This is a genomic window from Pseudomonas sp. GW821-FHT11G12 (assembly GCF_058808055.1).
The window spans coordinates 1,574,996-1,599,767 of record NZ_JBXARH010000001.1; the positions used below are offsets into that span (position 1 = coordinate 1,574,996).

Below are 24,772 nucleotides of genomic sequence, written 5' to 3' on the forward strand. Positions count from 1 at the left end.
GGTTACTGCGCCGTCAACCGTCGCGACTTGAAACCCCAGCCCTGTTGCATCCCGGCGGCAGCCAGCAGGATGGCCGCCACGCCTACCCATTGCAGGGTTTGCAGTTGATGGCCGAAGGCAAACCAGTCGACGAAAATCGCCGCAATCGGATAGATGAACGACAGCGCACCAGTCAGTGCAGTCGGCAGTTTCTGGATCGCCCCATAGAGCAGCACATACATCAGGCCCGTGTGAACGATGCCCAGCGTGACCAGACTCGCCCAGGCACTGGGCGCTTGCGGCAGCGCGCTGAAGTGAGCGAACGGTGCGAGCATCAACACCCCGGTGCAGACCTGGATCAGCGCGATCAAGTGTGGCGGCGTGCCGGTCAGGCGCTTGATGATCAACGCGGCGATGGCATACAACAATGCCGCGCCAAGGGCCAGGGCGATCCCCATCAGGTAGTCATTGCCGCCCTCGCCTTGCTCGCCGTGGGCACTGACAATCGCCAACATGCCGAGGAAGGAAATTCCCAGCCAGAACAGCTTTTGCAGGGTGATCTTCTCGCCAAGAAACAGCGCCGCCAAACCCACCAACATGAACGGCTGTACGTTGTACACCGCCGTGCCGATGGCAATCGACGCCCGGGAATAGGAGGCGAACAGCAACACCCAGTTGCCGACGATCGCCATGCCACTGAGCACCGCCAGCAGGAACGTGGTGCGCGTCAGAATCCCCGGACGCAAGAAACCGAACGCCGCGCAGATCAGCAGCAAGGTGCCGGCGCCGAATACGCAGCGCCAGAACACCACGTCCAGCACCGGTTGGCCTGACACCAGCACGAACCAGCCGATCGTCCCGGATATCAGCATGGCAGCGGTCATTTCAAATGAGCCGCGACGGATTGTTTTGTCCATCATCAATCTCCTTAATGTGTGGCAAAAGTATGCCAAGCGAGACCGGGGCTTCTCCAGCGCAAAAAGCAGGCTAAACTCGATTTCTGCCTTTTTTATCAAGGGTGGTTTGCATCATTCGCCTAATGCGGGAGATTTTTGTATGACCGACGATATCGACCAGATCCTGATCGGGGCCTTGATGGAAGACTCCCGGCGTTCGCTCAAGGCGCTGGCGCAAATCAGCGGATTGTCTTCACCGAGCGTGGCCGAACGCTTGCGGCGCCTTGAAGAGCGCGGCGTGCTCAAGGGCTACACCGTGGAGATCGATCCTAAGTGCTTCGGCTACCAGTTGCAGGCCATTGTCCGGGTGCGGCCGTTGCCGGGGCAGTTGCAGGAAGTGGAACGGCAAATTATGTCGATTCCCGAGTTCACCGAGTGCGACAAGGTGACCGGCGAAGATTGCTTCATTGCCCGCCTGCATGTGCGCTCGATGGAGCAACTGGATACCTTGCTCGATCGACTCAATACACTGGCCGAAACCAACACCGCGATCGTCAAGAAGACCCCGGTCAAACGACGATTGCCGCCGATGGCGTGAGAAGCGTAGATTGGCGTTTTTCCGGCGAAGGATTCGCGGCATGAAAATTCAGGCGGTGATACTGGCGGCATTGATGCTGGCTGGTTGCGGGACCATACAGACCGTGGTACTCAGCGATAAGGCGAACGTGGATCAGTTGAAGGCAAATAGAACCTACTGCGGCGCCGTACCGCGCATCTACAGTGGGGTGACGTACGACTTCTGCATGCTGCACGCCGAAAAACCGGATGACGTCGATGCGTTCAACTACAAGAACCCGTCCCTCGGGCTGGTGGTCGACGGAGCCGTTTCCGGGGTGCTGGATACGTTTCTGCTGCCCTACACGATTTACAAGCAACACGCCGACGGCAGCATAGAGATCAACTGATCGCCTGAGCCCTGCCCGCTTTTTCGCAGGCAACAAAAAACCCGCTTTCGCGGGTTTTTCGTTAACGCCGATTAAACCAATCAGTCGTCGCGGCTCATGATGCCGAAGATCTGCAACAAGCTGATGAACAGGTTGTAGATCGATACATACAGGCTGATGGTCGCCATGATGTAGTTGCGCTCGCCGCCGTGGATGATGGCGCTGGTCTGGAACAGGATGCAGACCGACGAGAACAGCACGAAACCTGCGCTGATCGCCAGTTGCAGGCCACTGATCTGGAAGAACATGCCCGCCAGAGTGGCACCCAGCAACACGAAGAAACCGGCGGTGATGAAACCACCGAGGAAGCTCATGTCCTTGCGGGTGATCAGCACGTAGGCCGACAGACCACCGAACACCAGTGCAGTCATCGCGAACGCCGAGCTGACCACTTCAGCGCCGCCCTGCATGCCCAGGTAACGGTTGAGGATCGGGCCGAGCAGGAAACCCATGAAACCGGTCAGGGCAAACGCGGACACCAGGCCCCAGGCCGAATCACGGAGTTTGTTGGTGAGGAAAAACAGCCCGTAGAAGCCGATCAGCACCACGAAAATGTTCGGGTAGCCAACACGCATCTGCTGAGCTACGAAAGCCATCACGCCGCTGAATGCAAGAGTCAGCGCCAGTAGGCCATAAGTGTTGCGCAGGACGCGGCTAACCTCTAGCTGCTCAGCCTGCACGCTGTTGTGAACTGCGTAATCCTGTTCGCGCATGGCGACACTCCTGTTGGTTTGAAACGTTCAGTCGCAAAGATCATAACAGACGCTCTGTAACAAGCCATGCACAGAGTTTGACAGTGTGTTTCATTCAGGTATTATGGCGCCCGCAACGCAACGGAGGTGTGGCCGAGTGGTTTAAGGCAACGGTCTTGAAAACCGTCGACTGTAACAGGTCCATGAGTTCGAATCCCATCGCCTCCGCCATATTTGATACGACAAAGCCCTGATTATTCAGGGCTTTGTCGTTTCTGGTGTTCTGAAAATTCTGCGGTCATCATGGCGGTCCTTCAGAAAACGGAGCAATCCATGACAAGGCTGTCATTCGCCATCCGAATTCTGTTCGCCTGCTGTCTTTTGGTGGCGACTACCAATCACATTCGAGCGGATTTCCAGCATGGGCTGTTCTGGGATTACGGATATGGGCCGAGCACTCTTTGGGCCAGCCGCATTTTCTGGGCAGCGCTTACGTTTCTGGACCCGCTGGCAGCGCTGCTGCTGTTCATAAAGCCCAGGGCTGGAATCTTCCTGACTGCAGCAATTATTCTGGCGGACGTCGCCCACAACACCTACTACGTTGCCATGAATCACCAGTGGCTGGAGCTGTTCTACCTGTCTCAGGTGGCGTTTCTTATAGCGGTAGTTCTACTTTCGCCTGTCGTCTGGAGAAAAGCGCCCGCACCCTCTCCTTAAAATAAAAACCTTTATTATCGTTCCATTAGCAAAATCAGGATAAGACTCATGGGCGCGCCCATCATTATTGGCAACAGCTATGACCTCTGGGTCAGCAACAGCATGAAAGATGCCTTTTGCGAGGTACTAACCGCGGTTGCGATCCTGGAAGGTCATGATGTGAAGGCCATATACGACGAGGCACCAGGTGTAGCGGGCACCTATGGTATTCCAGGCGTGGGTATCGTTCTCGACGAGTTCTATCTCTATCTTGGCGGGTTTTCAGGCGTTCGACGCCACCTCGATGTTTGCCGAGCACGACTAGGCGAAGTTATAGAGTCTTGCGGACTGTCGCCAGTTGGTGCAGAACGCATGGCACACCTACTGGCATGGGCTGCATACCACATGGATGGCAACCCGATCCCTATAGGCGGCTCTTTCTATGAGGACTGGCCCCCTTTATTTTCTCAAGCCTAACCAACAGATAAACATCTGCCGAATCAAGCGGCATACGGAAAAACACGGATGACTTCTTTCAGAAATCTTGGCTTCTGGGGCAAAGTCTGGGCCTGTGCCTGGATAGCGTTCCTGCTGCTGACTTCCGGCGATTCAGGCGCTAACTGGATGGATATAAGCTCATCCGGCCGCAAGCGTGTCTTCAGTCCTGGCTTTCTCGTGCTGTGCGTATTTGTAGCTGTGGTTGAGCTGATACTACTCAACCACTTCTATGGTGCGCGAATGAAGTGAAGGCAAAGCAGATCACGTGGTGTGGGTCCTTGTGCTGCAGATTCATCAGCCTTGTGTTCTTCCCGTTTTCACAGCAGCGTGAAAAACTGCGCACGCTTTGCTACTCACTTTTTGTCTGTTTTGATGGAACTGCCGATGGACATCATGGATACCCAACAAGAAAACACCCTCGAAAAGTCACTCAGGCTGGCGGCGGATGAGCCGGCACACCGACCCGAGTTTTTCAAGACACTGTTGAATTCCACTATCTACATTCTTGGTACGACCGACACTGGCGAAGGTCAAGTCAACCTTGAGGCTGGCAGCAACATCAGCATCGCGCATTGGCAAAAGCCCGACGGCACCGCGGTCATCCCGTTTTTTTCTTCGTTGCAAACGCTACTGAAATCCATAGACAGCGAAGAGTCCTACATCGAGATCCCGGCCAGATCGCTGTTTGAAATCACACAGGGCACCCCTCTTTTCCTAAATCCAAAGTCTCCTTACGGGAAAGAGTTCTTCCCGGAGGAAGTGCGCCATTTGCTCTGCGACGAGATCGGCCAAAAGCCGACGCAGCGCACGGTCGAAAAAGACACTCAAGTGCTGCTCGGGCAGCCATCGCAATATCCCGCGAAGATGGTCAACTCGCTCACCCAATTACTCGCCAAACATCACAACGTGAAGCGTGCGTTTCTGGCGTTGATGCATGACGCATCGTCCGATCAAAAGCCTCATCTGGTCATTGGTATCGAAGCGGACGGCGATATTGAACGGGTCATGCTTGAAGCCGGCAACGTTGCCGGGGACACCGCTCCGGATGGCGAACCCGTGGACCTGTACCGCGTTCAAGAAGGTGATCCAGGCCTTGGCGATTACTTCCTCAAGCAAACCACCCCCTTCTATGAACGGAAGTCGGCAGGCTGGCTGCGCTCATTGTTTGGCTTTGGCAAGGCGTGACAGAGCACAACGCCGTGTTAACGGTGCCGAGAAAACTGTGCACCAGCAAAGACAAGTAATCCCATCGATCGAAATTTACCCTGCTTCGTCATACTAAATCTCCCACCGCAAAGCCAATTGCCGAGGAAACCTCATTGCAAGATTCAAAGTATCTGGAAGACCTCCGCTCCCGCTTCAACTCAGGAGAGGCGCTTGAATTTACGTTTTTCTGGGGACACCAGCGAAGCAAGAGCGGCGTTACAGCGTCGTGCTTCAGCCAGTGGTTCGAGGCCGAATTCGCTGTCGACGGGCAACGCTACGCGACTGCCGAGCATTTCATGATGGCCGAGAAGGCCGCCTTGTTCGGCGATCAGGAAGTTCGTGCTCAAGTGCTCCTGGCGCCTACCCCCAATGCAGCGAAAGCGCTTGGCCGCAACGTGCGTGGATTCAACGAACAGGATTGGCTGCAACACCGATATGCAATTGTCGTCCGGGCCAACCAGGCCAAGTTCTCTCAGAACCCGGAGTTGAATGCATTCCTCAAGGACACCGGTTCGCGCATCATCGTTGAGGCAAGCCCGGTTGATAGCATCTGGGGCATCGGGCTCGCCCAGGACCACGAAAACGCTAGGAACCCTAACCTGTGGCAAGGCCTGAATCTGCTGGGGTTCGCGCTGATGCAGGTCCGCGACGGAAGCTGATTCACCCACTATCACACTCTAGCGATCCAGTCGCGGTGGTGAACACCGCGACCGATCTAGCGAACAGTCATCATGCGACTTACGCCAGCGCCTCTCATGCTCGCTTTCGTGGACGTAAATCCATGAGTCGTTTCCAGTAGTCGGCCCGTTCCATGATCTGGCCATCCGTGAGCACCACTCGAAAATCGTCCGCTGGCTGTCCTCCTGTCCGGGGCCAATGACGAAGATGGCATACTCCCCCTGAACCTGATCATTTCGGAGACCCCTATGCTTCGCGTGTTTGAACGCAGGCTCGACCCCTTCCCCCCCGACGAGGCGCCGCCACCGCCGGTTGGCCTGATGCGATTTCTGTGGGCCTGCACCCGCGGTGCCCGTGGTTATGTCCTTGCCCTTGCGTTGTTGAGCGCCAGTGTGTCGATCTACGAAGCCTGGTTGTTTTCCTTTCTCGGGCAAGTGGTGGACCTGCTCTCGACCTGGCAGGCCGGTGGTGAAGTGAGCGGGCAAGAAAGCCGAGTGCTGTGGGGGATCGCAATCGTGTTGCTCACCAGCATCGGCCTGGTGGCGTTGCGCACGATGGTGCAGCACCAGATTCTGGCGATCAATCTGCCGCTGCGGCTGCGCTGGGACTTCCATCGCCTGATGCTGCGGCAAAGCCTTTCGTTCTTTTCCGATGAGTTCTCCGGCCGGGTTACGACCAAGGTGATGCAGACCGCGCTGGCAGTGCGCGAGGTGCTGTTCACCCTTATCGAAATCGCGCCCGGCATTGGTGTTTACTTTATTGCGATCATCGCGTTGGCCGGTGGCTTTGCCCTGAAACTCATGCTGCCCTTTCTTGCCTGGGTCACGTTGTTCGGGTTGGCGATGCTGTACTTCGTGCCGCGCCTGGGGCAAGTCGGGCAGGAACAGGCCCATGCACGCTCCTCGATGACGGGGCGTATTTCCGACGCCTACACCAATATCACCACCGTCAAACTGTTCTCGCACTCCAACCGTGAAGCGCATTTCGCACGCGCGGCCATGGAGGATTTCAAGCAGACCGGTTTTCGCCAGATGCGCCTGGTCAGCCAGTTCGAGATCGTCAATCAGGCGCTGGTGGTCGGATTGATCCTTGGCGCAGGCGGCTATGCCCTCTGGCTCTGGCATCAGGGCCAGGTCGGTGCGGGTGCTGTGGCGGCGATCACCGCCATGGCGCTGCGGATCAATGGCATGTCGCACTGGATCATGTGGCAAATGACATCGCTGTTCGAAAACATCGGCACCGTGCAGGACGGCATGGCGACCCTGACCCGTGGCCCGAAAGTGCAGGATGCGCCGGACGCCGGCCTGCTGGTGCCTTCGGGCGGCGCCGTGACCTTTGACAACGTGCACTTCAACTACAGTGGCGAGCGTCAGGTGCTCGACGGATTGAGTCTGAAGATTCGCGCGGGCGAAAAAATCGGTCTGGTGGGCCGCTCCGGTGCCGGTAAATCCACGCTGATCAATCTGCTGTTGCGGTTCTATGACGTCGACAGCGGTGAGATTCGCATCGACGGGCAGAACATCGCTCAGGTAACGCAAGACAGCTTGCGCAGTGCAATCGGCATGGTGACGCAAGATACGTCCCTGCTGCATCGCTCGATTCGCGACAACATCGCCTATGGCCGCCCGGATGCTACCGATGCGCAAGTGCGCAGCGCCGCGATCAATGCCCAGGCCGACGGTTTCATCAGCCAACTGAGTGATCGCCAAGGCCACTCGGGCTATGACACGCTGGTGGGCGAGCGCGGCATCAAGCTATCGGGCGGCCAGCGCCAACGTATCGCCATCGCCCGGGTGATGCTCAAGAACGCTCCGATCCTGCTGCTCGACGAGGCCACCAGTGCTCTGGATTCCGAAGTCGAAGTCGCCATCCAGGAAAGCCTCGATGAAATGATGAAGGGCAAGACCGTCATTGCCATCGCCCATCGGTTGTCGACGATTGCGGCCATGGACCGTCTGATTGTCATGGATGAGGGCCGCATCATCGAACAAGGCACCCACACCGAACTGCTGGAAAGAAACGGCACCTACGCGCGACTCTGGCAGCACCAGAGCGGTGGTTTTCTGGGTGAGGATCAAAGGCTGGATGAGGCGATGGACCGGGCGTGAAAATAGGGACAGATTTATTTTTTCGTCCCCACCAAATCGACAAAGCCCTGATTATTCAGGGCTTTGTCGTTTCCGGGCTTCCTGGATATTACAACCCGGTCAACGCCCAGGGCACTTCAAGACTTCGCCATTGGCAGCGCCGCAACGGATGAGATCCCTGACGTCCGGGTTTTTAAAGTAGTCAACGTGCGCGTTCAGGGGAAGCTCGATGATCAGGAGCTTGGGGGTATTCTGCACAAATACGTCCGTCACATCGATCCGTGGCCGCCCTCCCGGCGTAGCCTCAGCGTTGGCGTACCAACTCGGGATATGCCAGGTGAGCAGGTCATTTGTGTCATTGAAAGAGACTATCTGAAGGCCGTCGGTTTGTTTTCCGGTCTTCGTTTCTACGGTTGATTTTAAATCTGCGAGTTCCGAAAGAACATTTCCGTACACAACCGGTCCTGCGTTTTCTTGCGACTGAAACGAGAGAGCATCAAAGTCACTTACAGGAAATAACTGCCGAAAAAAAGGATGTGCAACGCTATCACTGGAGCGGGCTAGAGGCGGAACTTTGGCCAAACCCAGCAACGAAAGCTGATTCGCCATCATGTAGAAGGCTGGCGTATTCGCGATCATGTTTTCGATGAATCCCTGTGCACTGCTGCGTTCGCTGTAGGGAAAAGGGTTGGTCTTGCTGTCTTTTGTCTGGTCCAGAAGCTGGAGGAACATATCGTAAGTCATGCGACTGCCCAGACTGTGGGTCACGAATAAATTCTTGTGCGGTGTTTTTTTACTTTCCTGCGCAGAGGGCCATATACATTTTTTATTCTTGTCCGTAGGCGTGATGGCATGGCAAATCCCCTCTGCAAGCCCTCGCACCATGGTCTGCCCATAGGTTCCGGTATAGAGAATGGCATCGGACAAGTTCCGGTCAAAAACCTGCTCCTTGATTGTTTTGTCGAGCAAAAGCCTTGGTGGCGCCTGTACCGTTGGAGGAATTTTCGGGTCGGGGAACTCAATGCATGGCTTGCGTTTTTTATTTGCGAAAACAGACGGCGAGTCATATCCAAGCTGATTGCTTTTCAGCCATCGGGTCAGGGGTGACCAGGTAATTTCAATCGCCTCTACGCTCACTGCGCGGTCCCTGTCAGGCAGCGTCAGAGAGTAATTTCTTTTGCGGACGTTCACCTCTGAGTACGGGTCTTTTTCTCCTCCCATAAAGACGTTCACATTGATGGATTCATCAGATTCGATTCCGCCGGGTACGGGTTTCAACCCCATCGCAGCAGCGTTTTTTTCATTCAACCAGCCGTCAGGACCCAGGGCGTAACCCGGACAGTGATCTCCTACACCATGAACAAAAAACAGCCTCACAGGGGTGTTGTCAGGGAGCAGTTTCTGTAGCGGTTTTATAGTGCCTGGAGAGTTATCGCTGGCATTGTAGATAAGCGGGGTGGACGAACAAGCGGTCAAACTCAAAACGATAGTTGCGCAGAGCGTGCGGGGGATTTTCATTTTCAGACTCCTTGCCTATGGATGCAGCTATCCACTGATGGGCATTGAAGTCATGCAGATTTGAAGCTGGCGGAGCGCACACAGATGCCCATGTTGAGGTTAGGTGTAAAAACCATGGCTGCAACCTGCGCAAACTCGCACAAGCGTCTTGATGAGTCCGCGTGCTGAAGGGTAACCCTTACCTCAACGACCGGTTGACCGGCCTTTGAGGCAAGGAAGATACGCTGAATGACTCAGGCGCTGCTGGCCGCTACGACTGAGCGACTGACCGGCGCACGTTGATCGCGGATTCCCGGAAGAAAAATCCATGACCACTCAGACAGCGCATCACTGCAGATCACAAGCGGAAGTACGATACGTAAGGCAGGAACGGCGAGCGCTTAACCTGAATAGTGTTCATATCAAACACTTCAAGCAGCGCTTGTGTTTCGCCTGGGAAGTGAGGGCAGTTCAGCTCGTCAAAAACCAGAATCGAACCTTTTGACAGTCGTGGCTTGATCGCTTCCAGTACATCCTTCGTCGGCTTATAAACGTCCATATCGAAAATGGCCATCGAGATGAGCGAGTGAGGATTGTCTTCAAGCCATTGTTTCGAAGTCTCTGAGGCATCACCCTTGATCAGGGTGAACTTCTTCAGGTGATTATTGGGGCTCAGCGACTCTTGAGCCTGGAGCAGCCGCTCCAGCAAATTCTCATAACCATCGTCTACATGAAAGTCGCCCGCTTTGACTTGCGCGCCATCTTTCTCGTCAACTTCGGCAAAACCGCTGAAGGTGTCGAAGCCAAAGATATGCCGCGAGTAATTGTAGGGTTCCTTGATAGCCCGAAGATTCAGCAATGTTGCCAGGCTGCTGCCGTAATGAACGCCAAACTCGCAGATCGATCCCGCAACAGGGAGCATCTCGTCGTACAGGAGGTTAAGGTTCAGGATTCGCGCCAGCGAAGGTCGTGACAGCGTAGCAACCGAAGGCCAGTTCCAGTATTCCCCTGCGATTGTATGAATCTCGCCATGAATATCCCGCAGTTCCTTGTAGGCATCCGCCTGGCTGGGAGGGGTAAAAAACAGCTGACCGTCTTGAGTTTTCATTTACTTTCCATCAAAAAGTTAAGACCGTTCGAAATGAGTTTGCTTTGAATCAGGTACGCCAGTTTGGAAACCTTGGCGTGGATACTGGATATGTTTTGATCCGGCCTGTGCACGAGCCCCATGCCTCCGATGATAATCGCCTCCAGCGTCAACTCGGCGTTCAATATCCGAGACCAGACATGGCGCGAAGCCTCGTAGCCGACGGTACCGCTCTCATATTCATCCGACGCGGTGAGCAATCTGACGGGAACAGGACCGCCCACGGCCTTGTTCAGAAAACGCTCGAGCTGCCCAAGCAGCAAATCAAAGAGTTCTTCACCTGGGGAGTCGTGGAGCTGGCTCGTTTTTATGTCGATTCCGGACACACACTGGGTAAACGGCCCTGGATTCCGGCGCAGAAAGTCTTGCGCAAGATCATAGAGCGACCCGCGATCCCAAGAGGCCGGGTATTGGTACAGCGATTGATTCGCGTAATAGAAGCCCTTGTCGAGTCCCAAGTGTTTAAGGTTCGCCGTGGTGGCGGCCTGATAAGACTTGAATCGGGATTCAATCATCTCGTCCGCACTTTGCTTGTCAAAGGACGGGTAGTTGACAGGGAAACTGTCAGCGATACCGAACTGGATAAAAAAGTAACGGCTTTCAACCGGGACAGCACTCAAGCATTCATTGAGCGCATCGGTGAGCGCAACCGGATATTCGTGCCAGTTATCATTGGCATGAATAACCGCATCGGTTTCAGACACGACAGTCACAATCGAATCATATTCCGTGAAATCCGGATTGATGAAGCATCTCAACTCCACCCCGTCGACGTAATAGGCTTCTTCTGTCAGTTCAACCGGATAACGGCCGGTGAGGCGCTCAATCCGCTTGGAGAGTCCATTCGTCTTGAACTTCGGAACAAAGAATGTGGCATCTGCCAAATGCTGCTGAATGAAAAACTCATCCAGATGATCATCATGGCCATGCGAGATAATGACATTAAGTTTATCGGCCGGAAGAGAAAGCAACTTCTCAATCATTGCTGTTCTGGGTGACGGGTTTTGAATCCAGCCGCCAAACGCAGGAGAAACGTACCAGGGATCAGTAAGAAAATAACTGCCCTTCTCTTCCAGAAGCAATGAGGCGTGATTGACGAACGCTATATCCAACTGCCTAACCCTTCATATATTAATTAATCAAACTGTGAGTTAAGCAAAAGAACAACAACCTCAAAAAAATAACCCGTTGCCAGTTTACTGACAGACCACCACTAAACGCAGCCGCTACACCACTTTGTATACATATTCAATGACCTGCTCAAAAAAATAACACACCCGAGCTCAGTACGAAAAGTAGCAGCACGGTCGTCGCCGTGCGCAGATCAGCAAGGTACTCTGGGCCTGTATCGGCCGCCAAACGCGATTCCACACCTGTCCATCCAACAAAAATACTGAGGTCTTTGATGTTGTTTTCAAAAACGTGGCTCGCACTTGCAGGCCTGGCGCTTGGCCTGATCGGCCCCCATGCTCAAGCGAAAGAGCCGCTGCTATACACCCTCAGCGCCTCAACGGTATTGCCAGGCGACGGTCACAGTTGGGGCTTCGCGGCACTGGAACCCAAGGGGCCACGCCTGTTCGTGTCCCGCCGGGAAAACGGACTTTCGGTGTTCGACGTCGAACAGCAACGGTTGGTGAAGACCCTCGACAACTCCGTCGGCGCCAACGCCGTCACCTTCGTGCCTGAGCGCAATCGGGCGTATGTCGCCAACATGGACGGGACGTTGGGGATCGTGGCGCTGGATCGCCTGCAAGTCCTGCAACGGCTGAAGCTCGATTCCGGCAACCTCAACAATCTGCTTTACGACGCCAGCCGTGACCGGTTGATCGTCACCAGTGGCCGGCGCGGTGATCATTCGACGCTGTACCTGATCGACCCGAAAACCGATCGCCTGACGGACGCGGTGGACGTGCCAGCGCAAAAGCTCGACGGCCCCGTCATTCTTGAAAACGGCAACTTCATTGTGCCCATGCGCGATGAAGACCAGGTCGCCGTTCTTTCCGGAAAGAAACTTGAACACCAGCAACTCTGGACATTCAAAGGCTGCAGCAAGCCCAGCGCTCTGGCCGTCGACGAACCGCATCAACGTCTGTTCGTGGCGTGCCGAGGCGGCGCCCCCGTTCTGGTGATCGCAGACCTGAACACGGGCAAGGCCTTCAGCACCCTGCCGATCGGCCGCGCCGTGAACGCACTGGCTTACGATCCCGTGAAAGACCAATTGCTGGTGCCCAGCGGCACCGACGCCAGTCTTGCGATCGTTCAGCGCGACAACCAGGGCCAATACCAACTGCGCGGTACAGTCGGGACGCGGCCGTGGGCCCACAACATGGTGCTGGACACCAAACGCAGTCAGGCCTACCTGTTCACCGCCGACTTCACCCAGCCGGCACCGAGCCGGGAGCAGCCCAAGCCCGACCCGGTGTTTCACCCCGGCACCTTCACGGTCCTGACCTTCAAGTCGCAGTAAGCGTCAGGATGCCTCGATGATCCCGGCGGCCTGTGTCTTGTGCCGCCGACGTTCGAACCACAGGTAGACCACCGGCGTGGTGTAGAGCGTCAGGATCTGCGAAACCGCCAGACCACCGACAATCGCGATACCCAGCGGCTGACGCAACTCTGAGCCAGCGCCATGCCCGAACGCCAGCGGCACGGCCCCGAGCAACGCGGCCAGCGAGGTCATCAGGATCGGCCGCAAACGCAACAGGCACCCTTCCCTCACGGCTTCCCGAGGCGACAGCCCTCGCTGCTGCGCCTGCAAGGTGAAGTCGACGATCATGATCGCGTTCTTCTTGACGATGCCGATCAGCAGAATGATCCCGATCATCCCCAGCACCGACAGATCCTGCCCGCAAAGCATCAAGGCCAGCAACGCGCCGAAACCGGCGGACGGCAAGGTCGAGATGATCGTCAGCGGGTGGATCGCGTTTTCATACAACACCCCGAGCACGATGTAGACCGTCAGGATCGCCGCCAGAATCAGCCACGGCTGCGACTTCAGCGAATCCTGAAACGCCTGGGCAGTACCCTGGAAACTGCCCACCACCGTGTCGGGCATCGCGACCGCCAGCGACGCCTGATTGATCGCGCTGACCGCTTCGCTCAAGGCGTGCCCTGGCGCGAGGTCGAAGGACAGGGTAATGGCCGGGAACACGCCCTGATGGTTGATGATGATCGGCACCTGCTCGGTCTTGATACTGGCCAGCAGGTTCAGCGGCACCAAGGCTCCGGAACTGGCGCGAACGAACAGATGCTCAAGGGTGGCAGTGGACGTCTGCCAGCTCGGGTCGAGTTCGAGAATCACATGGTTCTGATCCAGTTGAGTGAACATCGTCGCAATCTGCCGCTGACCGAACGCGTCGTACAGCACGTCATCAATCGCTTGAACGGTCACGCCCAGGCGCGCAGCGGTCGGCCGGTCGATCACCAGCGTCGACTGGGCGATCGCCTGTTGCTGGTCAGAGGTGACGTGTTGCAGTTGCGGCAAGGTCTTCAGTTTGGCCAGCAGCACCCCGCTCCAGTGATCCAGCTCGACGCTGTCCGGGTCCTGCAAGGTGTACTGATACTGGGTCTTGCTGGCCCGGCCGCCGATCTGGATGTCCTGGTTGGCCTGCATGAACACCTTGACCCCGGACAACCCGTCGAGCGCCGGTTGCAGGCGCCGGATGACCTCGGCCGCGCTCGCCGTGCGCTCACTGAACGGTTTGAGGTTGATCATCACCTTGCCCTGGCTGACGGTCGGGTTCGGGCCGATCCAGAAATACACCCGCGCCACTGCCGGGTCCTGGCCGATGATCTCGGCCGCCCGGTTGACCTGCGCACGCATGGCGATCGGCGAAATATCCGCCGCCGCTTCCGCGACACCCTGAATCAGACCATTATCCTGCTGCGGGAAGAACCCTTTGGGAATGCCGACATACAGCACCGCCGTGGCCGCCAGCGTAGCGATGGCCACCGCCATGGTCAGGCGTTGATGATCCAGTACCCAGTCCAGACTGCGTCGATAACCGTTGTGCAATCGGTCGAACACGCGCTCGCAGGCCTGGGCAAAGCGCCCCTCCTCCTGATCGGCATGGGGTTTGAGCAGCCATGCGCACAGCATCGGCGTGATGGTCAGGGAGACGATGCCGGACATGATGATCGCGACACTGACCGTCACCGCGAACTCACGCATCAAGCGCCCGACGATGCCGGACATCAACAGAATCGGCAGGAACACCGCGATCAGCGACACCGTCATCGAAACGATGGTGAAACCCACTTCGCGCAAGCCATCGACCGCCGATTGCAGGCGCGACTTGCCCATTTCCAGGTGCCGGACGATGTTTTCCATCACCACAATGGCGTCGTCCACCACGAACCCGACGGCAATCGCCAGGCCCATGATCGACAGGTTGTCGAGGCTGTAACCGAGCAAATACATGACGCCGAACGTGGCCACCAGCGACAGCGGAATGGTCAGGCTGGGAATCAGCGTGGCGGTGGCCTTGCGCAGGAACACGAAGATCACCACGACCACCAGCGCAATCGACAGCAGCAAGGTGAACTGCATGTCATTGACCGACGCTTCGATGGTCTGGGTACGGTCGCCCACCACTTGCACCTGCACGTCGCGAGGCAATGAAGCGGTCAGCTCAGGCAACTTGGCCTTGATTGTGGCGATGGTCGACAGCAGGTTGAAACCCGGCTGCTTGTGAATGTCGACGATGACCGTGGGCTCGCCACCCAGCTGCGCGGCTTGCTGGGTGTCCTCGGCCCCGGCGATCACCCGGCCAAGGTCGCCCAGTTTGATCGGCATGCCGTTCTTGTAAGCGACGACCTGATCGCGATAGTGCTGCGGATCGAGCAACTGGTCGGTCGCGCCAAGGGTGATCGAACGACTCTGGCCATCGAGCGTGCCCTTGGGCTGATCCAGGGTGCTGACGCCAATCACGCTGCGCACATCTTCGAGGGTCAGACCCCGTGCGGCCAGTGCGTCGGGGTCGATCTGCACGCGAACCGCCGGTTTCTGCTCGCCATGGAAATCCACCAGGCCGACGCCGGGCATTTGCGACAGGCGCTGAGCGATGTAGTTGTCGGCGTAGCGATCCAGCTCAGGCAGCGTGCGGGTCGGCGACGTCACCGCCAGCGACAGCACGGTGCCTTCGGCCGGGTTGACCTTGTTGAAGGTCGGCGCGCTGGACATGGTCTTGGGCAGGTTCGGGGTGGCGGTGTTGATTGCCGTTTGTACGTCCTGCGCAGCGCCGTCGATGTCCCGCGACAGATCGAATTGCAGCACGACCTGAGTCTTACCGGCCGCACTCGACGAGGTCATCGAAGTGACTTGCGGCACGGCAGCGAAGGCTCGTTCCAGTGGGGTTGCCACCGACGACGCCATGGTTTCGGCGCTGGCCCCCGAGAGTTTCGCGGTGACCTGAATGGTCGGGAAATCCACCGTCGGCAGCGGCGCCACCGGCAGCTGGAAGTAAGCGAAAGCCCCCAGCAGCATGACGCCCAGCGCCAGCAGGCTCAGCCCCACACGCCGTTGAATCAGTCCGGCCAGCGCATTCATTGGGCAGCCTCCGCCAGATCGGCGGTGGTATCAGTCTTGACCGGCACAACCTTCAGCCCCGGTGCGACCCGAGACTGGCCCTGCACCACAACGGTTTCGCCCGCATTCAGGCCTTGGCGAATCCACTGCTTGCCGTCCACCACATTGGCGGCGTCCACCAGACGCGGCTGCACCCGCTGCTCGCCATCGACCACGTAGACGAAATTGCCCTGACGCCCCAATTGCACCGCATCGGCCGGGACAACGGCCACATCGCGGTGGGTCTGCACCAGCAACCGCGCACTGACCAATTCACCCGGCCAGAGTTTGGCGTCAGCGTTGTCGAACTGCGCCTTGAGCTGGATCTGACCGCTGGCCGCCGTCACCTGGCTGTCGATGAAGCTCAGATGCCCATGGGCGATTTCCTGCTGGCCATCGCGGGTCATCGCGACCACTTGCAAAGCACCTTTGGCGTTCTCTTCGAGGATTTCCGCCAACTCGTCCTGGGACACGGCGAACGCGACGGAGATCGGATTCATCTGGGTGATCGTCACCAGCCCCGTCGCTTCGGCACCGTGGGCAATCGCGCCGACATCCAGCAAACGCTGGCCAGTGCGGCCGGTCAGCGGTGCCTTGACCTGAGTGAACTCCAGTTGCAGCCGCGCCGCATCCAGCGCCGCCTGATCGGCCTGCACGGTCGCCTGTTGCGCGGCCAGTTGTGCCCGGTAAGTGTCGACGTCCTGAGTCGGGCCAGCCTTGGCAGCGGCGAGTTTGCTCGCCCGGTCGAGATTGACTCTGAGGTTCGCCAGTTGCGCCTGATCCTTCGTCAGCAATGCCTGAGCCTGAGCGACCTGGGCCTGATAGACCCGCGGATCGATCACCGCCAACAGGCTGCCGGCGGTGACGGTCTGCCCTTCGTTGAACAGGACTTTCTGCAACTCGCCGTCCACCCTCACCCGCACATTGACGCTGTTGAGCGCCTGCACGTTGCCGATGGCACTGATCCACACCGGCAGATCCTGACGACTGACCTGCGTCATCTGCACCGGGATCGCTCCGCTGTCAGTCTTTACCGGTGCGGCCTGAGCCTGTTTGATCCATTGAAAACCGCCGACGGCCACCGCCAGCGAAAGTGCCGCGACGCCCAGGAAAACGGCGCGACGACGTGGGTGCAGGACAGTCATGGGTGAGTCACCTGAGCAGAAGAATTGAGAGCGAGGGCATCAGCGGAAAAGTCGCCGCCCAGAGCGCGGAACAGACCGACAGCCGCTTGCAGGTGTTGCAGGCGCACCTGCAACAGCGTGTCTTCGGCCTGGTATTGCGTGCGCTCGACGATCAGCAGCGTCTGGAAGTCCGTAGAGCCGAGGCGATAGCGAACCTGCGCCAGGCGCGCCGCTTCCCGCGCCGAATCCACCGCCGAGGCGTTCAACGCGTAGCTCTTGTCGAGTTCGCGGGCGGCGCTGATCTGGGTTTCGACGTCTTGCAGGGCTTCGACAATCGACTCGCGGTAACTGGCGGTCAGTTCCTGTACGTGGGCCTGATCGAAATGCAGTTGGCCCTTGAGTTGACCGCCGGCGAAAACCGGTTGGCCGAGGGTGCCGATGACACTCCAGATCTGCCCGCCGGCAAGGGTGTCGATGCCACCCAGCAGATCCAGCGACAGATTGGGCAGGAAAGCCGCACGGGCCACGCCGACGTCGAAGTTGGCGGATTTCAGCCGCGCTTCGGCGGCCTGAATGTCCGGCCGCTGGCGCAGCAGGCCGATGGGCAGGCCGGTCGCCGGTTGCGGCACTTTCAAGGCACCGAGGCCGTCGCCCTGCAAATGGAACCCTTGCGGTGGCGCCCCCACCAGCACCGCCAGTTGATACAGCGCCTGATCCCGTTGCTGACGCAAGGGCGGCATCGCTGCTTCGAACGTCTGCATGGCGTTGCGCTGCTGGGCGACCTCAAGATTGGAAACCGCGCCCTGACCGGCCTGGATCTCTACCAGATCGAGCACCTGACGGGCGTCGTCGGCGATCGATTGGGCCAGACGCAGGCGCTCTTCCAGCGACAGCACCTGAAAGTAGCTGTCAGCGATGCTCGCGCTCAGGCTCATGCGCAGGGTCTGGGCATCGAACGCCGTCGCGTTGGCCAGCGCCTCGGCCGAATCGGCGGCGGCGCGCTGCTTGCCCCAGAAATCCACTTCATAGGTGGCTTCGGCAAACACACTGCGTTTTTGCGTGGTGCCGTAATTGTTCTGGCGCTGAAAGTTGCCGCCCAGATTCAGCGCCGGATATTGCCCGGCACCCGTGACCTGCGCAGACGCCCGCGCCTCGTCGATACGGCTGATCGCCGCTTTGAGGGTGAAATTGGAGGCCAGCCCGCGATCGATCAACTGATCCAGCTCGGCGCTATGAAACTCGCGCCACCATTGCCCACCCGCCGCCGATTGACCGCCAGAAGCCTCGTTCCACTGCTGGGCCAAGGGCAGTTCGGGTTGCCGATATTCAGGCACCATCGAACAGCCGCCGAGCGTCAATACGCCCAGCAGGATCAGCGTCGCTGATGATTGAAATGCAACGCGCCGTCTGCGCGCCTTGGTCTTTGAAACCGACATGAGCAAGCTGTCTCCCCCGCTTGAGCCTTTGTGGAGCGATCCACGAATGCGGCGAAGATAGCGAGGGGTGCCTGCCAGAGCGTTCCCCGGCAGATAAACTTTTGTTTAGCCTTGCTCGGGCGTCGTCTGGAAGCTGTAGCCGGCACCGGGCACCGTCTTGATCAGCGAATACTCGAAACCGTCATCGAGTTTGCGCCGCAAGCGGTGGATGTGTTTGTCGATGACGTTGTTGTTGGGGTCGAAATCGTAATCCCAGGCGCTGTCGAGCAACATGTCGCGGGTCACGATCTGGCCGCTGTGGCGCATGAGTTTTTCCAGCAACAGGGCTTCGCGATGCTGCAACGCGATGACCTTGCCCCGCCGCACCGCGGTACGCGTGGCGCAGTCCAGTTGCAATTCACCCACGACCAATTGCCGTGCCGGCCCGGCGACCTGATCGCGCCCGCGCAACAAGGCTTCGAGCCGCGCCAGCACTTCGGCGAAGGCATAAGGTTTGGCCAGGTAATCATCACAACCAGCCTGCAAGCCTTCGACTTTCTGCTCGGTCGATGCCTGGGCACTGAGCATCAGGATCGGCACCCGCACCTGCCGGGCGCGCAAGGCCTTGATCAGGCCGATGCCGTCGAGGCCGGGCAAGCGCCGGTCGACGACCAGCACGTCGTGAATGCCTTCCAGCGCTATGTCCAGACCGCTGTTGCCATCGCTGGCGACATCGACCACATGCCCGCTTTCGCTCAACCCGCGCAGCAGGTAAGCGGCGGTCTGGGCGTCGTCTTCAACCACGAGAATGCGCAAGGCACCTACTCCATCAAGCCAACCTGAACTTTTATTTATCCAGCGGGAACGTGGCGCGACCGCAGGCTTTGCCACAATATGCCATCTCTGCCTGATGATGTGAGTGGTTCAAAAGCCATGACCCATGTTCTGGTCGTCGAGGACGACTTGCCCACCCGCCGCGAAATCGAAGCGGCCCTCACCGACCACGGTTTCACCGTGAGCAGCGTCGACAATGGCCGCGAAGGGCTGCTCAAAGCTCTTGGCGAGCCTTTTGACCTGATCGTTCTGGACCGCATGTTGCCCGGTGGCCTCGATGGCCTGGGCGTACTCACCGCGTTGCGGGCCGCCAGTGTGAACACGCCGGTGCTGATTCTCAGCGCCCTGAGTGCGCTCGATGAACGGGTACGCGGCTTGCGTGCGGGCGGCGACGACTACCTGACCAAACCGTTCGAGTTCATCGAATTGACCGCCCGCCTGGACGCCTTGAACCGGCGCCGCGCCGAGCCGGTTGCCCAAACTCAGGAAACCCGTCTGAAGGTCGGCAATCTGGAAGTCGATCTGCTGAGCCGGACCGTCCGACGCGGCGAGCGCACCATCGATCTTGTGCCCCGGGAATACGCGCTGCTCGAACATCTGGTGCGCAATGCCGATCAGGTCGTGACCCGCACCATGCTGTTCGAAGCGGTGTGGAATTACAGCTATGACGAGCGCACCAACGTCATCGAAGTGCACATGAGCCGATTGCGCCGCAAGGTTGACGGTGACGGCGAACCGCCGATGATCCATACCATTCGTGGAGCCGGGTATGTTCTCCGTTCACCTGAGTGAAATCCCGCGCACCATCAGCTTTCGTACGGCGCTGCTTTTTCTGGGGCTGTTCGGCTGCTCGTTTCTGGCGTTGTTCGGTTACGTCTACTGGCAAACCGCGTTCTACCTGAAAACCGAAGCGGACACGGCCCTCTATCGACAGGTGGAAAACCGCAGCGCACAGCCGCCGGAACTGCAATTGCAGGAGATCCGCAAACACGCGCTGCAGGACGTAGAAGCGCGCCTGCCTCACAGTCTGTTCGACGCCGACGGCAAATTCATTGCCGGCGTGATCAAGCAACTGCCGCCCTTCTCCGCCTATGACAAGCCACAGGAATTTCGCTGGCTCAAGTCCAACGGGCATCATCGGCCGGTTCGGTTCATCGTTCATAAACTGGCCGACGGCAAAACCCTGCTGGTCGCCCAGGACGTCCACGACATTCGCGAATTCGACGAGCTGCTGATCAACGCGCTGATCTCCGGCGGCCTGCTGCTGTTGCTGGTCGGGTTGCTCGGCGCCGTGGTGCTGGGTTATTCAGCGCATCGTCGGCTGGATAAAGTCAGCCGCTCGATCAAAGGCATCATCGAGGGCGACCTGACCGGGCGTCTGCCGGTTCAGGGCAACAACGACGACATCGACCGGCTCGCCTCGGTGGTGAACGGCATGCTCGATGAGCTGGAACGACTGATGAGTGAGGTCAAAGGCGTGTGCGACGACATCGCCCACGACCTGCGCACCCCGCTGACCCGCTTGATCGCTGGCCTTGAACGTACACAGCGCCGGGGCCTGGATGAAGCGCAATACGCCGCCAGCATCGACGCGGCACTGACGGAAGCCAAGGCCTTGCTGCTGACCTTCAAGGCTCTGCTGCGGATCTCGGAAATCGAAAACAGCGCCCGACGCAGTCACTTCGCCCCGCTGGACCTGAACCTGATCAGCGCCGATGCCGCCGAGCTGTATGAGCCGTTGGCCGAAGAGCGCGGCATCAGCCTGACCATCGAAAACAGTCAGGCCCCCGCGATCATGGCGGGCGACGCACAACTGCTGTTCGACGCCTTGTGCAACCTGCTCGACAACGCCATCAAGTTCTCGCCCGACCACAGCCAGGTGCGCTTGAGCGTGATCGCCGATCAGGACAGCGTCGGGATTCGTGTCACTGACAACGGACCGGGCATCCCCCCGGCCGAGCGTGAAGCGGTGTTGCGCCGCTTGTACCGCGCGGAATCCAGCCGCCACACCCCGGGCAACGGGTTGGGATTGAGCATGGTGTCGGCGGTTGCGCGCCTGCATGACATGCGGGTGACGGTGAGCGATGCGGCGCCGGGCTGTCGGATTGACTTGCTGGGCAAGGCAACGCCGGTTATCGACCGGCCTTGAAAAACGGGCGCCCGTGGATGCCGCCAGCAGCGCCTGATACCACTCGGCAGATGCCCTGGAAAACGCCTTGCACGCAGAGTAACGCCGACTATGCTCCCAACAGCTGTCCTACTGGCCATTGGCCTTAAGCGGCTGAACCTCCGGTTTTGCTGTCCGGGCCTCGCAACGCTGATTAGCAAGACGCTATGCACCTGACGACGCCATTGCGGTCGCCGCGGTGTTCCCCAGGAGGGAGTCATGCCTGCACCAGGTCAGTACCTGATCGCAATCGCGGTCTACGATGGCGTGGATCTGCTCGACGTCAGTGTTCCTTACGAGCTGTTCAACTGGATGGCTCAGATCGAGTCTTCGCAGAACCCTTCCGCCCCCACCCGCGTCGTGCGGCTGATCTCCCTTCATGGGCCTTCCATCACCACCCGGGACGGCATGACCATCGGTGGAAATCTGCCGACTTTCGATCAACATTCAGAACACATCAGCCTGCTGTGGATCCCTGGCGGTGACCCCGGCGCCTTGCAGCAACTGATGAAAGATTCACACCGTATGACTTGGCTGTTGCAGCAGGGCCAGGCCGCGCAATTTGCCGCATCCGTCTGCGAGGGCGCCTTGCTCGCGGCCGCCGCCGGTTTGCTGGACGGTTACAACGCCACGACTCATTGGGCCTTCATCGCCTGCCTGAAACTCTTCACGCGTATCAACGTAGTGGAAGGCTATCCGCGTTACATCGTCGACGGGCAACGCATTACCGGTGGCGGCATCTCGTCAGGCCTGGACGAGGCCTTGAAAATCATCGCCCTGATCGCCGGGGAGATCGTTGCCCGGACGGTGCAGTTGAGCATTCAGTACAACCCCGATCCGCCCTTCGACAGCGGCGATCCTTCCGTCGCCAGACCGCCGGTCTACACACCCGGCACCGCGCGCACCTGTGAATTCGATGGCATGGCAACGACCATCGCCGAAGTGCTCAAGCGCACAGGCCCCTCCTGACAGCGAGCGTGCAGCAACACTTCTCAAGTTGTTCAGTTGATCAAAGGACACGCGGCCATCGAGGCTGTCGCAGACACTCGCGCAACGACGCAGGGAGCACAACATGGCTTCGCTTCACAGGGTTCTGGCCGGATTGATGATGTGTACAGCCTCCCACGCAGCGCTCGCCGACCTGTCGGCGCAGCCTTTCCTGTCACCGCCCAGGCTTCTTGAAAAGGGCCGGCCCGGCACACTGAAAGCCACCGGACTGGCCGTTGCGCAAACGGGTTGCAATCCGGCAGGCGATATCACCCGCGACGGGCAAACCGTGGAACTCAACCTGCAAGTGCAGAAACGCGAAAACTACATGTACAACCCGGGCAATCCCGATGGCGCCAAGGACAAAGTGATGCTGCGTTCGTATGGCGGCTGCCTGTCGGGGCCGCTCATCGACGTAAGGCCCGGCAACACCCTGCGGGTGCATCTGGACAATCAACTGGATAAAAACGACCCCAGCTGTCCGGGGGGACAGGACCCGGCGAACGGTGACCCCGGCTGCTTCAACACGATCAACCTGCACTATCACGGGATGCACGTTTCGCCAGCGGGCAACAGTGACAACGTGCTATTGAACATCGCGCCGCAAACAAAATTCGAATACGAGATCAACATCCCCACCGATCACCCATCCGGCACCTTCTGGTATCACGCGCACCGGCATGGTTCCACCGCGCTGCAGGTCGCCAGCGGCGCGGCCGGCGCCTTGATTGTGCGCGGCGACCGCCCTTACACCGGCGACAAACCGGGCGACATCGACACCATCCTCAAGGACGCAACCGGGAAGCCGTTTACCGAACAGGTTTTTCTGTTCCAGCAGATTCCCTACGCCTGTTTCAACGACGATGGCACCATCATCACGCAAAAGGATCACACCTGGACGTGCCCCAGCGGCAAGACTGGCGTGGTGGAGAATTTCGACAAGCAGCTCGCTTCGGCCACGGTCTGGGACGAGAGCGGTCGATTCACCAGCATCAACGGCGTGGTGCAACCGACACTGCAAGGCATCGCTGCGGGCGAGATCCAACGCTGGCGCTTTATTCACGGCGGCATCCACGACACCGTGAACCTGCAGATCGTGCCCATGAACACGGCCAGTCCCAAAGCGAGTCTCGCCCTCAAGGGTGTGCTCGGCGGCACGCCAAAGGAACAGGAAGCGATCATCGCCGACCTGTGCCCGGTGACGGTGCCCGACTCCAGCAAACCGGTCGAGCTTGTCCCGCAATTCGAAATTGCCGCCGACGGAATCACGCGCACGGCGATCCGCCCCATAGGCGTGAACAAGAAAAGCATCAGCGGCGGCATCGGCAGCAACTTTCTGCAACCCGGCTATCGCAGTGACGTGCTGCTGATGTTCCCCCGTGACGGCACCTACTGCGTGCTGAACCAGGCGGCAACGCCCGCAGAACGCGCCAACGCCGGGCCTCACGGTGGGCCCGGCGGCCAGGGACCGAACGAAACCCAATTGCTGGCGACGGTCATCGTCTCGGGCGGAAAAGTCGTCACCGACGACCCGCAGCGTTATATCCAGCAAGCGCTTTACGACGGCAACAAATCAGACTCATCGCTGCCGGCCGAGGCCCTGCAGGGACTGCTGGCCGGCAACCTGAAGCCGTGGCGCGGGATGGACGACCTCAAGGATGCTGTGGTCAACGACGACATTCAGAAGGTCGACTTCTTCATCGGCAATCCGCCATTCCCGCCCTCACCTCCTTCGACTCCACCGTCGAAACCGGGAGAACCATGGACGGGTGCGTTCGGTTTTTTCATCAACTACAAATCCTATGACCCGGACCGGGTCGACTTCACCCGCCAGGTCAACACCACCGATGACTGGGTGCTGACCTCCCAGGGCGAACCCCACATCTTTCACATTCACGTCAACCCGTTCCAGGTGATGGATGTGCTGTACGCCAAGCCCGGCGAGAAGCCCAAAAGCATCTACGGCCCCAATGGCGAATGCCTGGTGCCGGCTGACGAACTGGGACTGCAAAACCAGTACTGCGGAATGTGGCATGAATTCAAAGACACCCTTTTCGTGCAGAACGACTATCAGGTGCTGGTGCGCACTCACTACGACCGCTACATCGGTGAGTTCGTCATCCACTGCCACATCCTCGATCACGAAGACGGCGGCATGATGACCAACATCCAGATCGTCCCGGACCTCAATGCCGCCGGCGGCGGCATCGGCATGGCAGGCATGAAGCACGCAGCGAATCAACCGTCGGACACCCATCAGCACTGATGGTTAACCCCATTGCACGAAAATTCACGACAA

Annotated in this window: 22 protein-coding genes and 1 tRNA gene; 14 read left to right on the forward strand and 9 right to left on the reverse strand. The window is 58.7% G+C overall.

The window, feature by feature from the left end; translation table 11 throughout:
- Positions 1 to 2: 2 nt before the first annotated feature.
- Entirely contained in the window at positions 3 to 896 is an 894-nt protein-coding gene (locus tag AC1RR7_RS06955; protein WP_493156793.1) for a DMT family transporter, read from the reverse strand.
- 139 nt (positions 897 to 1,035) lie between these two features.
- On the opposite strand from AC1RR7_RS06955, the gene AC1RR7_RS06960 reads away from it, so the two are divergent.
- Together AC1RR7_RS06960 and AC1RR7_RS06965 are read left to right on the forward strand one after the other, a co-directional pair.
- Positions 1,036 to 1,473, forward strand: a complete 438-nt coding sequence (locus tag AC1RR7_RS06960) for an Lrp/AsnC family transcriptional regulator (protein WP_007955121.1) — start codon at positions 1,036 to 1,038, stop codon at positions 1,471 to 1,473.
- Positions 1,474 to 1,513: 40 nt separating this feature from the next.
- A complete protein-coding gene (locus tag AC1RR7_RS06965) occupies positions 1,514 to 1,840 on the forward strand; it encodes a YceK/YidQ family lipoprotein (RefSeq protein ID WP_102622308.1) in 327 nt (108 codons plus the stop codon).
- Positions 1,841 to 1,920: 80 nt separating this feature from the next.
- Here AC1RR7_RS06965 and AC1RR7_RS06970 read toward each other — a convergent pair whose 3' ends face one another.
- A complete protein-coding gene (locus AC1RR7_RS06970) occupies positions 1,921 to 2,592 on the reverse strand; it encodes a Bax inhibitor-1/YccA family protein (protein ID WP_003224442.1) in 672 nt (223 codons plus the stop codon).
- A 122-nt stretch (positions 2,593 to 2,714) separates the two neighbouring features.
- On the opposite strand from AC1RR7_RS06970, the gene AC1RR7_RS06975 reads away from it, so the two are divergent.
- The 7 genes from AC1RR7_RS06975 (at position 2,715) to AC1RR7_RS07005 (ending at position 7,757) form a co-directional block, all read left to right on the forward strand.
- Positions 2,715 to 2,802: transfer RNA gene (locus tag AC1RR7_RS06975), tRNA-Ser, on the forward strand.
- A gap of 102 nt (positions 2,803 to 2,904) precedes the next feature.
- Positions 2,905 to 3,288 carry a hypothetical protein gene (locus AC1RR7_RS06980; protein ID WP_192560758.1) on the forward strand — a complete coding sequence of 128 codons (384 nt, stop codon included), beginning with the start codon at positions 2,905 to 2,907 and terminating at the stop codon, positions 3,286 to 3,288.
- 48 nt (positions 3,289 to 3,336) lie between these two features.
- The gene (locus tag AC1RR7_RS06985; RefSeq protein ID WP_493156795.1) at positions 3,337 to 3,744 is read left to right on the forward strand and encodes a hypothetical protein; all 408 of its coding nucleotides are present in this window, start codon (positions 3,337 to 3,339) and stop codon (positions 3,742 to 3,744) included.
- 48 nt (positions 3,745 to 3,792) lie between these two features.
- Positions 3,793 to 4,014, forward strand: a complete 222-nt coding sequence (locus AC1RR7_RS06990; protein ID WP_096821795.1) for a hypothetical protein — start codon at positions 3,793 to 3,795, stop codon at positions 4,012 to 4,014.
- Positions 4,015 to 4,149: 135 nt separating this feature from the next.
- Positions 4,150 to 4,950, forward strand: coding sequence for an enhanced serine sensitivity protein SseB (gene sseB, locus AC1RR7_RS06995; RefSeq protein WP_493156797.1), 801 nt, complete (start codon positions 4,150 to 4,152; stop codon positions 4,948 to 4,950).
- Positions 4,951 to 5,084: 134 nt separating this feature from the next.
- Positions 5,085 to 5,630, forward strand: coding sequence for a riboflavin biosynthesis intermediates N-glycosidase (gene ybiA / locus AC1RR7_RS07000; protein ID WP_493156799.1), 546 nt, complete (start codon positions 5,085 to 5,087; stop codon positions 5,628 to 5,630).
- 267 nt (positions 5,631 to 5,897) lie between these two features.
- Positions 5,898 to 7,757: an ABC transporter ATP-binding protein gene (locus AC1RR7_RS07005; RefSeq protein ID WP_493156801.1), complete on the forward strand. Its 1,860-nt coding sequence runs from the start codon at positions 5,898 to 5,900 to the stop codon at positions 7,755 to 7,757.
- Positions 7,758 to 7,856: 99 nt separating this feature from the next.
- Here AC1RR7_RS07005 and AC1RR7_RS07010 read toward each other — a convergent pair whose 3' ends face one another.
- From AC1RR7_RS07010 to AC1RR7_RS07020, 3 genes are all read right to left on the reverse strand, one after another.
- Positions 7,857 to 9,254: a hypothetical protein gene (locus AC1RR7_RS07010; RefSeq protein ID WP_493156803.1), complete on the reverse strand. Its 1,398-nt coding sequence runs from the start codon at positions 9,252 to 9,254 to the stop codon at positions 7,857 to 7,859.
- 337 nt (positions 9,255 to 9,591) lie between these two features.
- The gene (locus AC1RR7_RS07015) at positions 9,592 to 10,341 is read right to left on the reverse strand and encodes a class I SAM-dependent methyltransferase (protein ID WP_096821790.1); all 750 of its coding nucleotides are present in this window, start codon (positions 10,339 to 10,341) and stop codon (positions 9,592 to 9,594) included.
- The gene (locus AC1RR7_RS07020) at positions 10,338 to 11,492 is read right to left on the reverse strand and encodes an MBL fold metallo-hydrolase (RefSeq protein ID WP_493156805.1); all 1,155 of its coding nucleotides are present in this window, start codon (positions 11,490 to 11,492) and stop codon (positions 10,338 to 10,340) included. The genes AC1RR7_RS07015 and AC1RR7_RS07020 overlap by 4 nt, the downstream gene beginning before the upstream one ends.
- 293 nt (positions 11,493 to 11,785) lie before the next feature.
- Between AC1RR7_RS07020 and AC1RR7_RS07025 the strand changes: the two genes are divergently transcribed.
- Complete coding sequence (locus tag AC1RR7_RS07025; protein ID WP_493156807.1) at positions 11,786 to 12,847, forward strand: YncE family protein; 1,062 nt, start codon at positions 11,786 to 11,788, stop codon at positions 12,845 to 12,847.
- 3 nt (positions 12,848 to 12,850) lie between these two features.
- Here AC1RR7_RS07025 and AC1RR7_RS07030 read toward each other — a convergent pair whose 3' ends face one another.
- From AC1RR7_RS07030 to AC1RR7_RS07045, 4 genes are all read right to left on the reverse strand, one after another.
- Positions 12,851 to 15,928 carry an efflux RND transporter permease subunit gene (locus AC1RR7_RS07030; RefSeq protein ID WP_102622294.1) on the reverse strand — a complete coding sequence of 1,026 codons (3,078 nt, stop codon included), beginning with the start codon at positions 15,926 to 15,928 and terminating at the stop codon, positions 12,851 to 12,853.
- Positions 15,925 to 17,091: an efflux RND transporter periplasmic adaptor subunit gene (locus AC1RR7_RS07035; protein WP_493156809.1), complete on the reverse strand. Its 1,167-nt coding sequence runs from the start codon at positions 17,089 to 17,091 to the stop codon at positions 15,925 to 15,927. Before AC1RR7_RS07035 ends, AC1RR7_RS07030 begins: the two co-directional genes overlap by 4 nt.
- On the reverse strand, positions 17,088 to 18,506 hold the full coding sequence (locus AC1RR7_RS07040; protein ID WP_493156811.1) for an efflux transporter outer membrane subunit: 1,419 nt from the start codon (positions 18,504 to 18,506) through the stop codon (positions 17,088 to 17,090). The genes AC1RR7_RS07035 and AC1RR7_RS07040 overlap by 4 nt, the downstream gene beginning before the upstream one ends.
- A gap of 105 nt (positions 18,507 to 18,611) precedes the next feature.
- Positions 18,612 to 19,301 carry a response regulator transcription factor gene (locus AC1RR7_RS07045; protein ID WP_493156813.1) on the reverse strand — a complete coding sequence of 230 codons (690 nt, stop codon included), beginning with the start codon at positions 19,299 to 19,301 and terminating at the stop codon, positions 18,612 to 18,614.
- 117 nt (positions 19,302 to 19,418) lie between these two features.
- Between AC1RR7_RS07045 and AC1RR7_RS07050 the strand changes: the two genes are divergently transcribed.
- From AC1RR7_RS07050 to AC1RR7_RS07065, 4 genes are all read left to right on the forward strand, one after another.
- Positions 19,419 to 20,111: a response regulator transcription factor gene (locus tag AC1RR7_RS07050; protein WP_493070535.1), complete on the forward strand. Its 693-nt coding sequence runs from the start codon at positions 19,419 to 19,421 to the stop codon at positions 20,109 to 20,111.
- Positions 20,089 to 21,468, forward strand: a complete 1,380-nt coding sequence (locus AC1RR7_RS07055; RefSeq protein ID WP_102622290.1) for a sensor histidine kinase — start codon at positions 20,089 to 20,091, stop codon at positions 21,466 to 21,468. The genes AC1RR7_RS07050 and AC1RR7_RS07055 overlap by 23 nt, the downstream gene beginning before the upstream one ends.
- Positions 21,469 to 21,705: 237 nt before the next feature.
- Complete coding sequence (locus tag AC1RR7_RS07060) at positions 21,706 to 22,455, forward strand: DJ-1/PfpI family protein (RefSeq protein WP_273537173.1); 750 nt, start codon at positions 21,706 to 21,708, stop codon at positions 22,453 to 22,455.
- A gap of 103 nt (positions 22,456 to 22,558) precedes the next feature.
- The gene (locus AC1RR7_RS07065; protein ID WP_493156816.1) at positions 22,559 to 24,739 is read left to right on the forward strand and encodes a multicopper oxidase family protein; all 2,181 of its coding nucleotides are present in this window, start codon (positions 22,559 to 22,561) and stop codon (positions 24,737 to 24,739) included.
- The last annotated feature ends 33 nt before the right edge of the window (positions 24,740 to 24,772 follow it).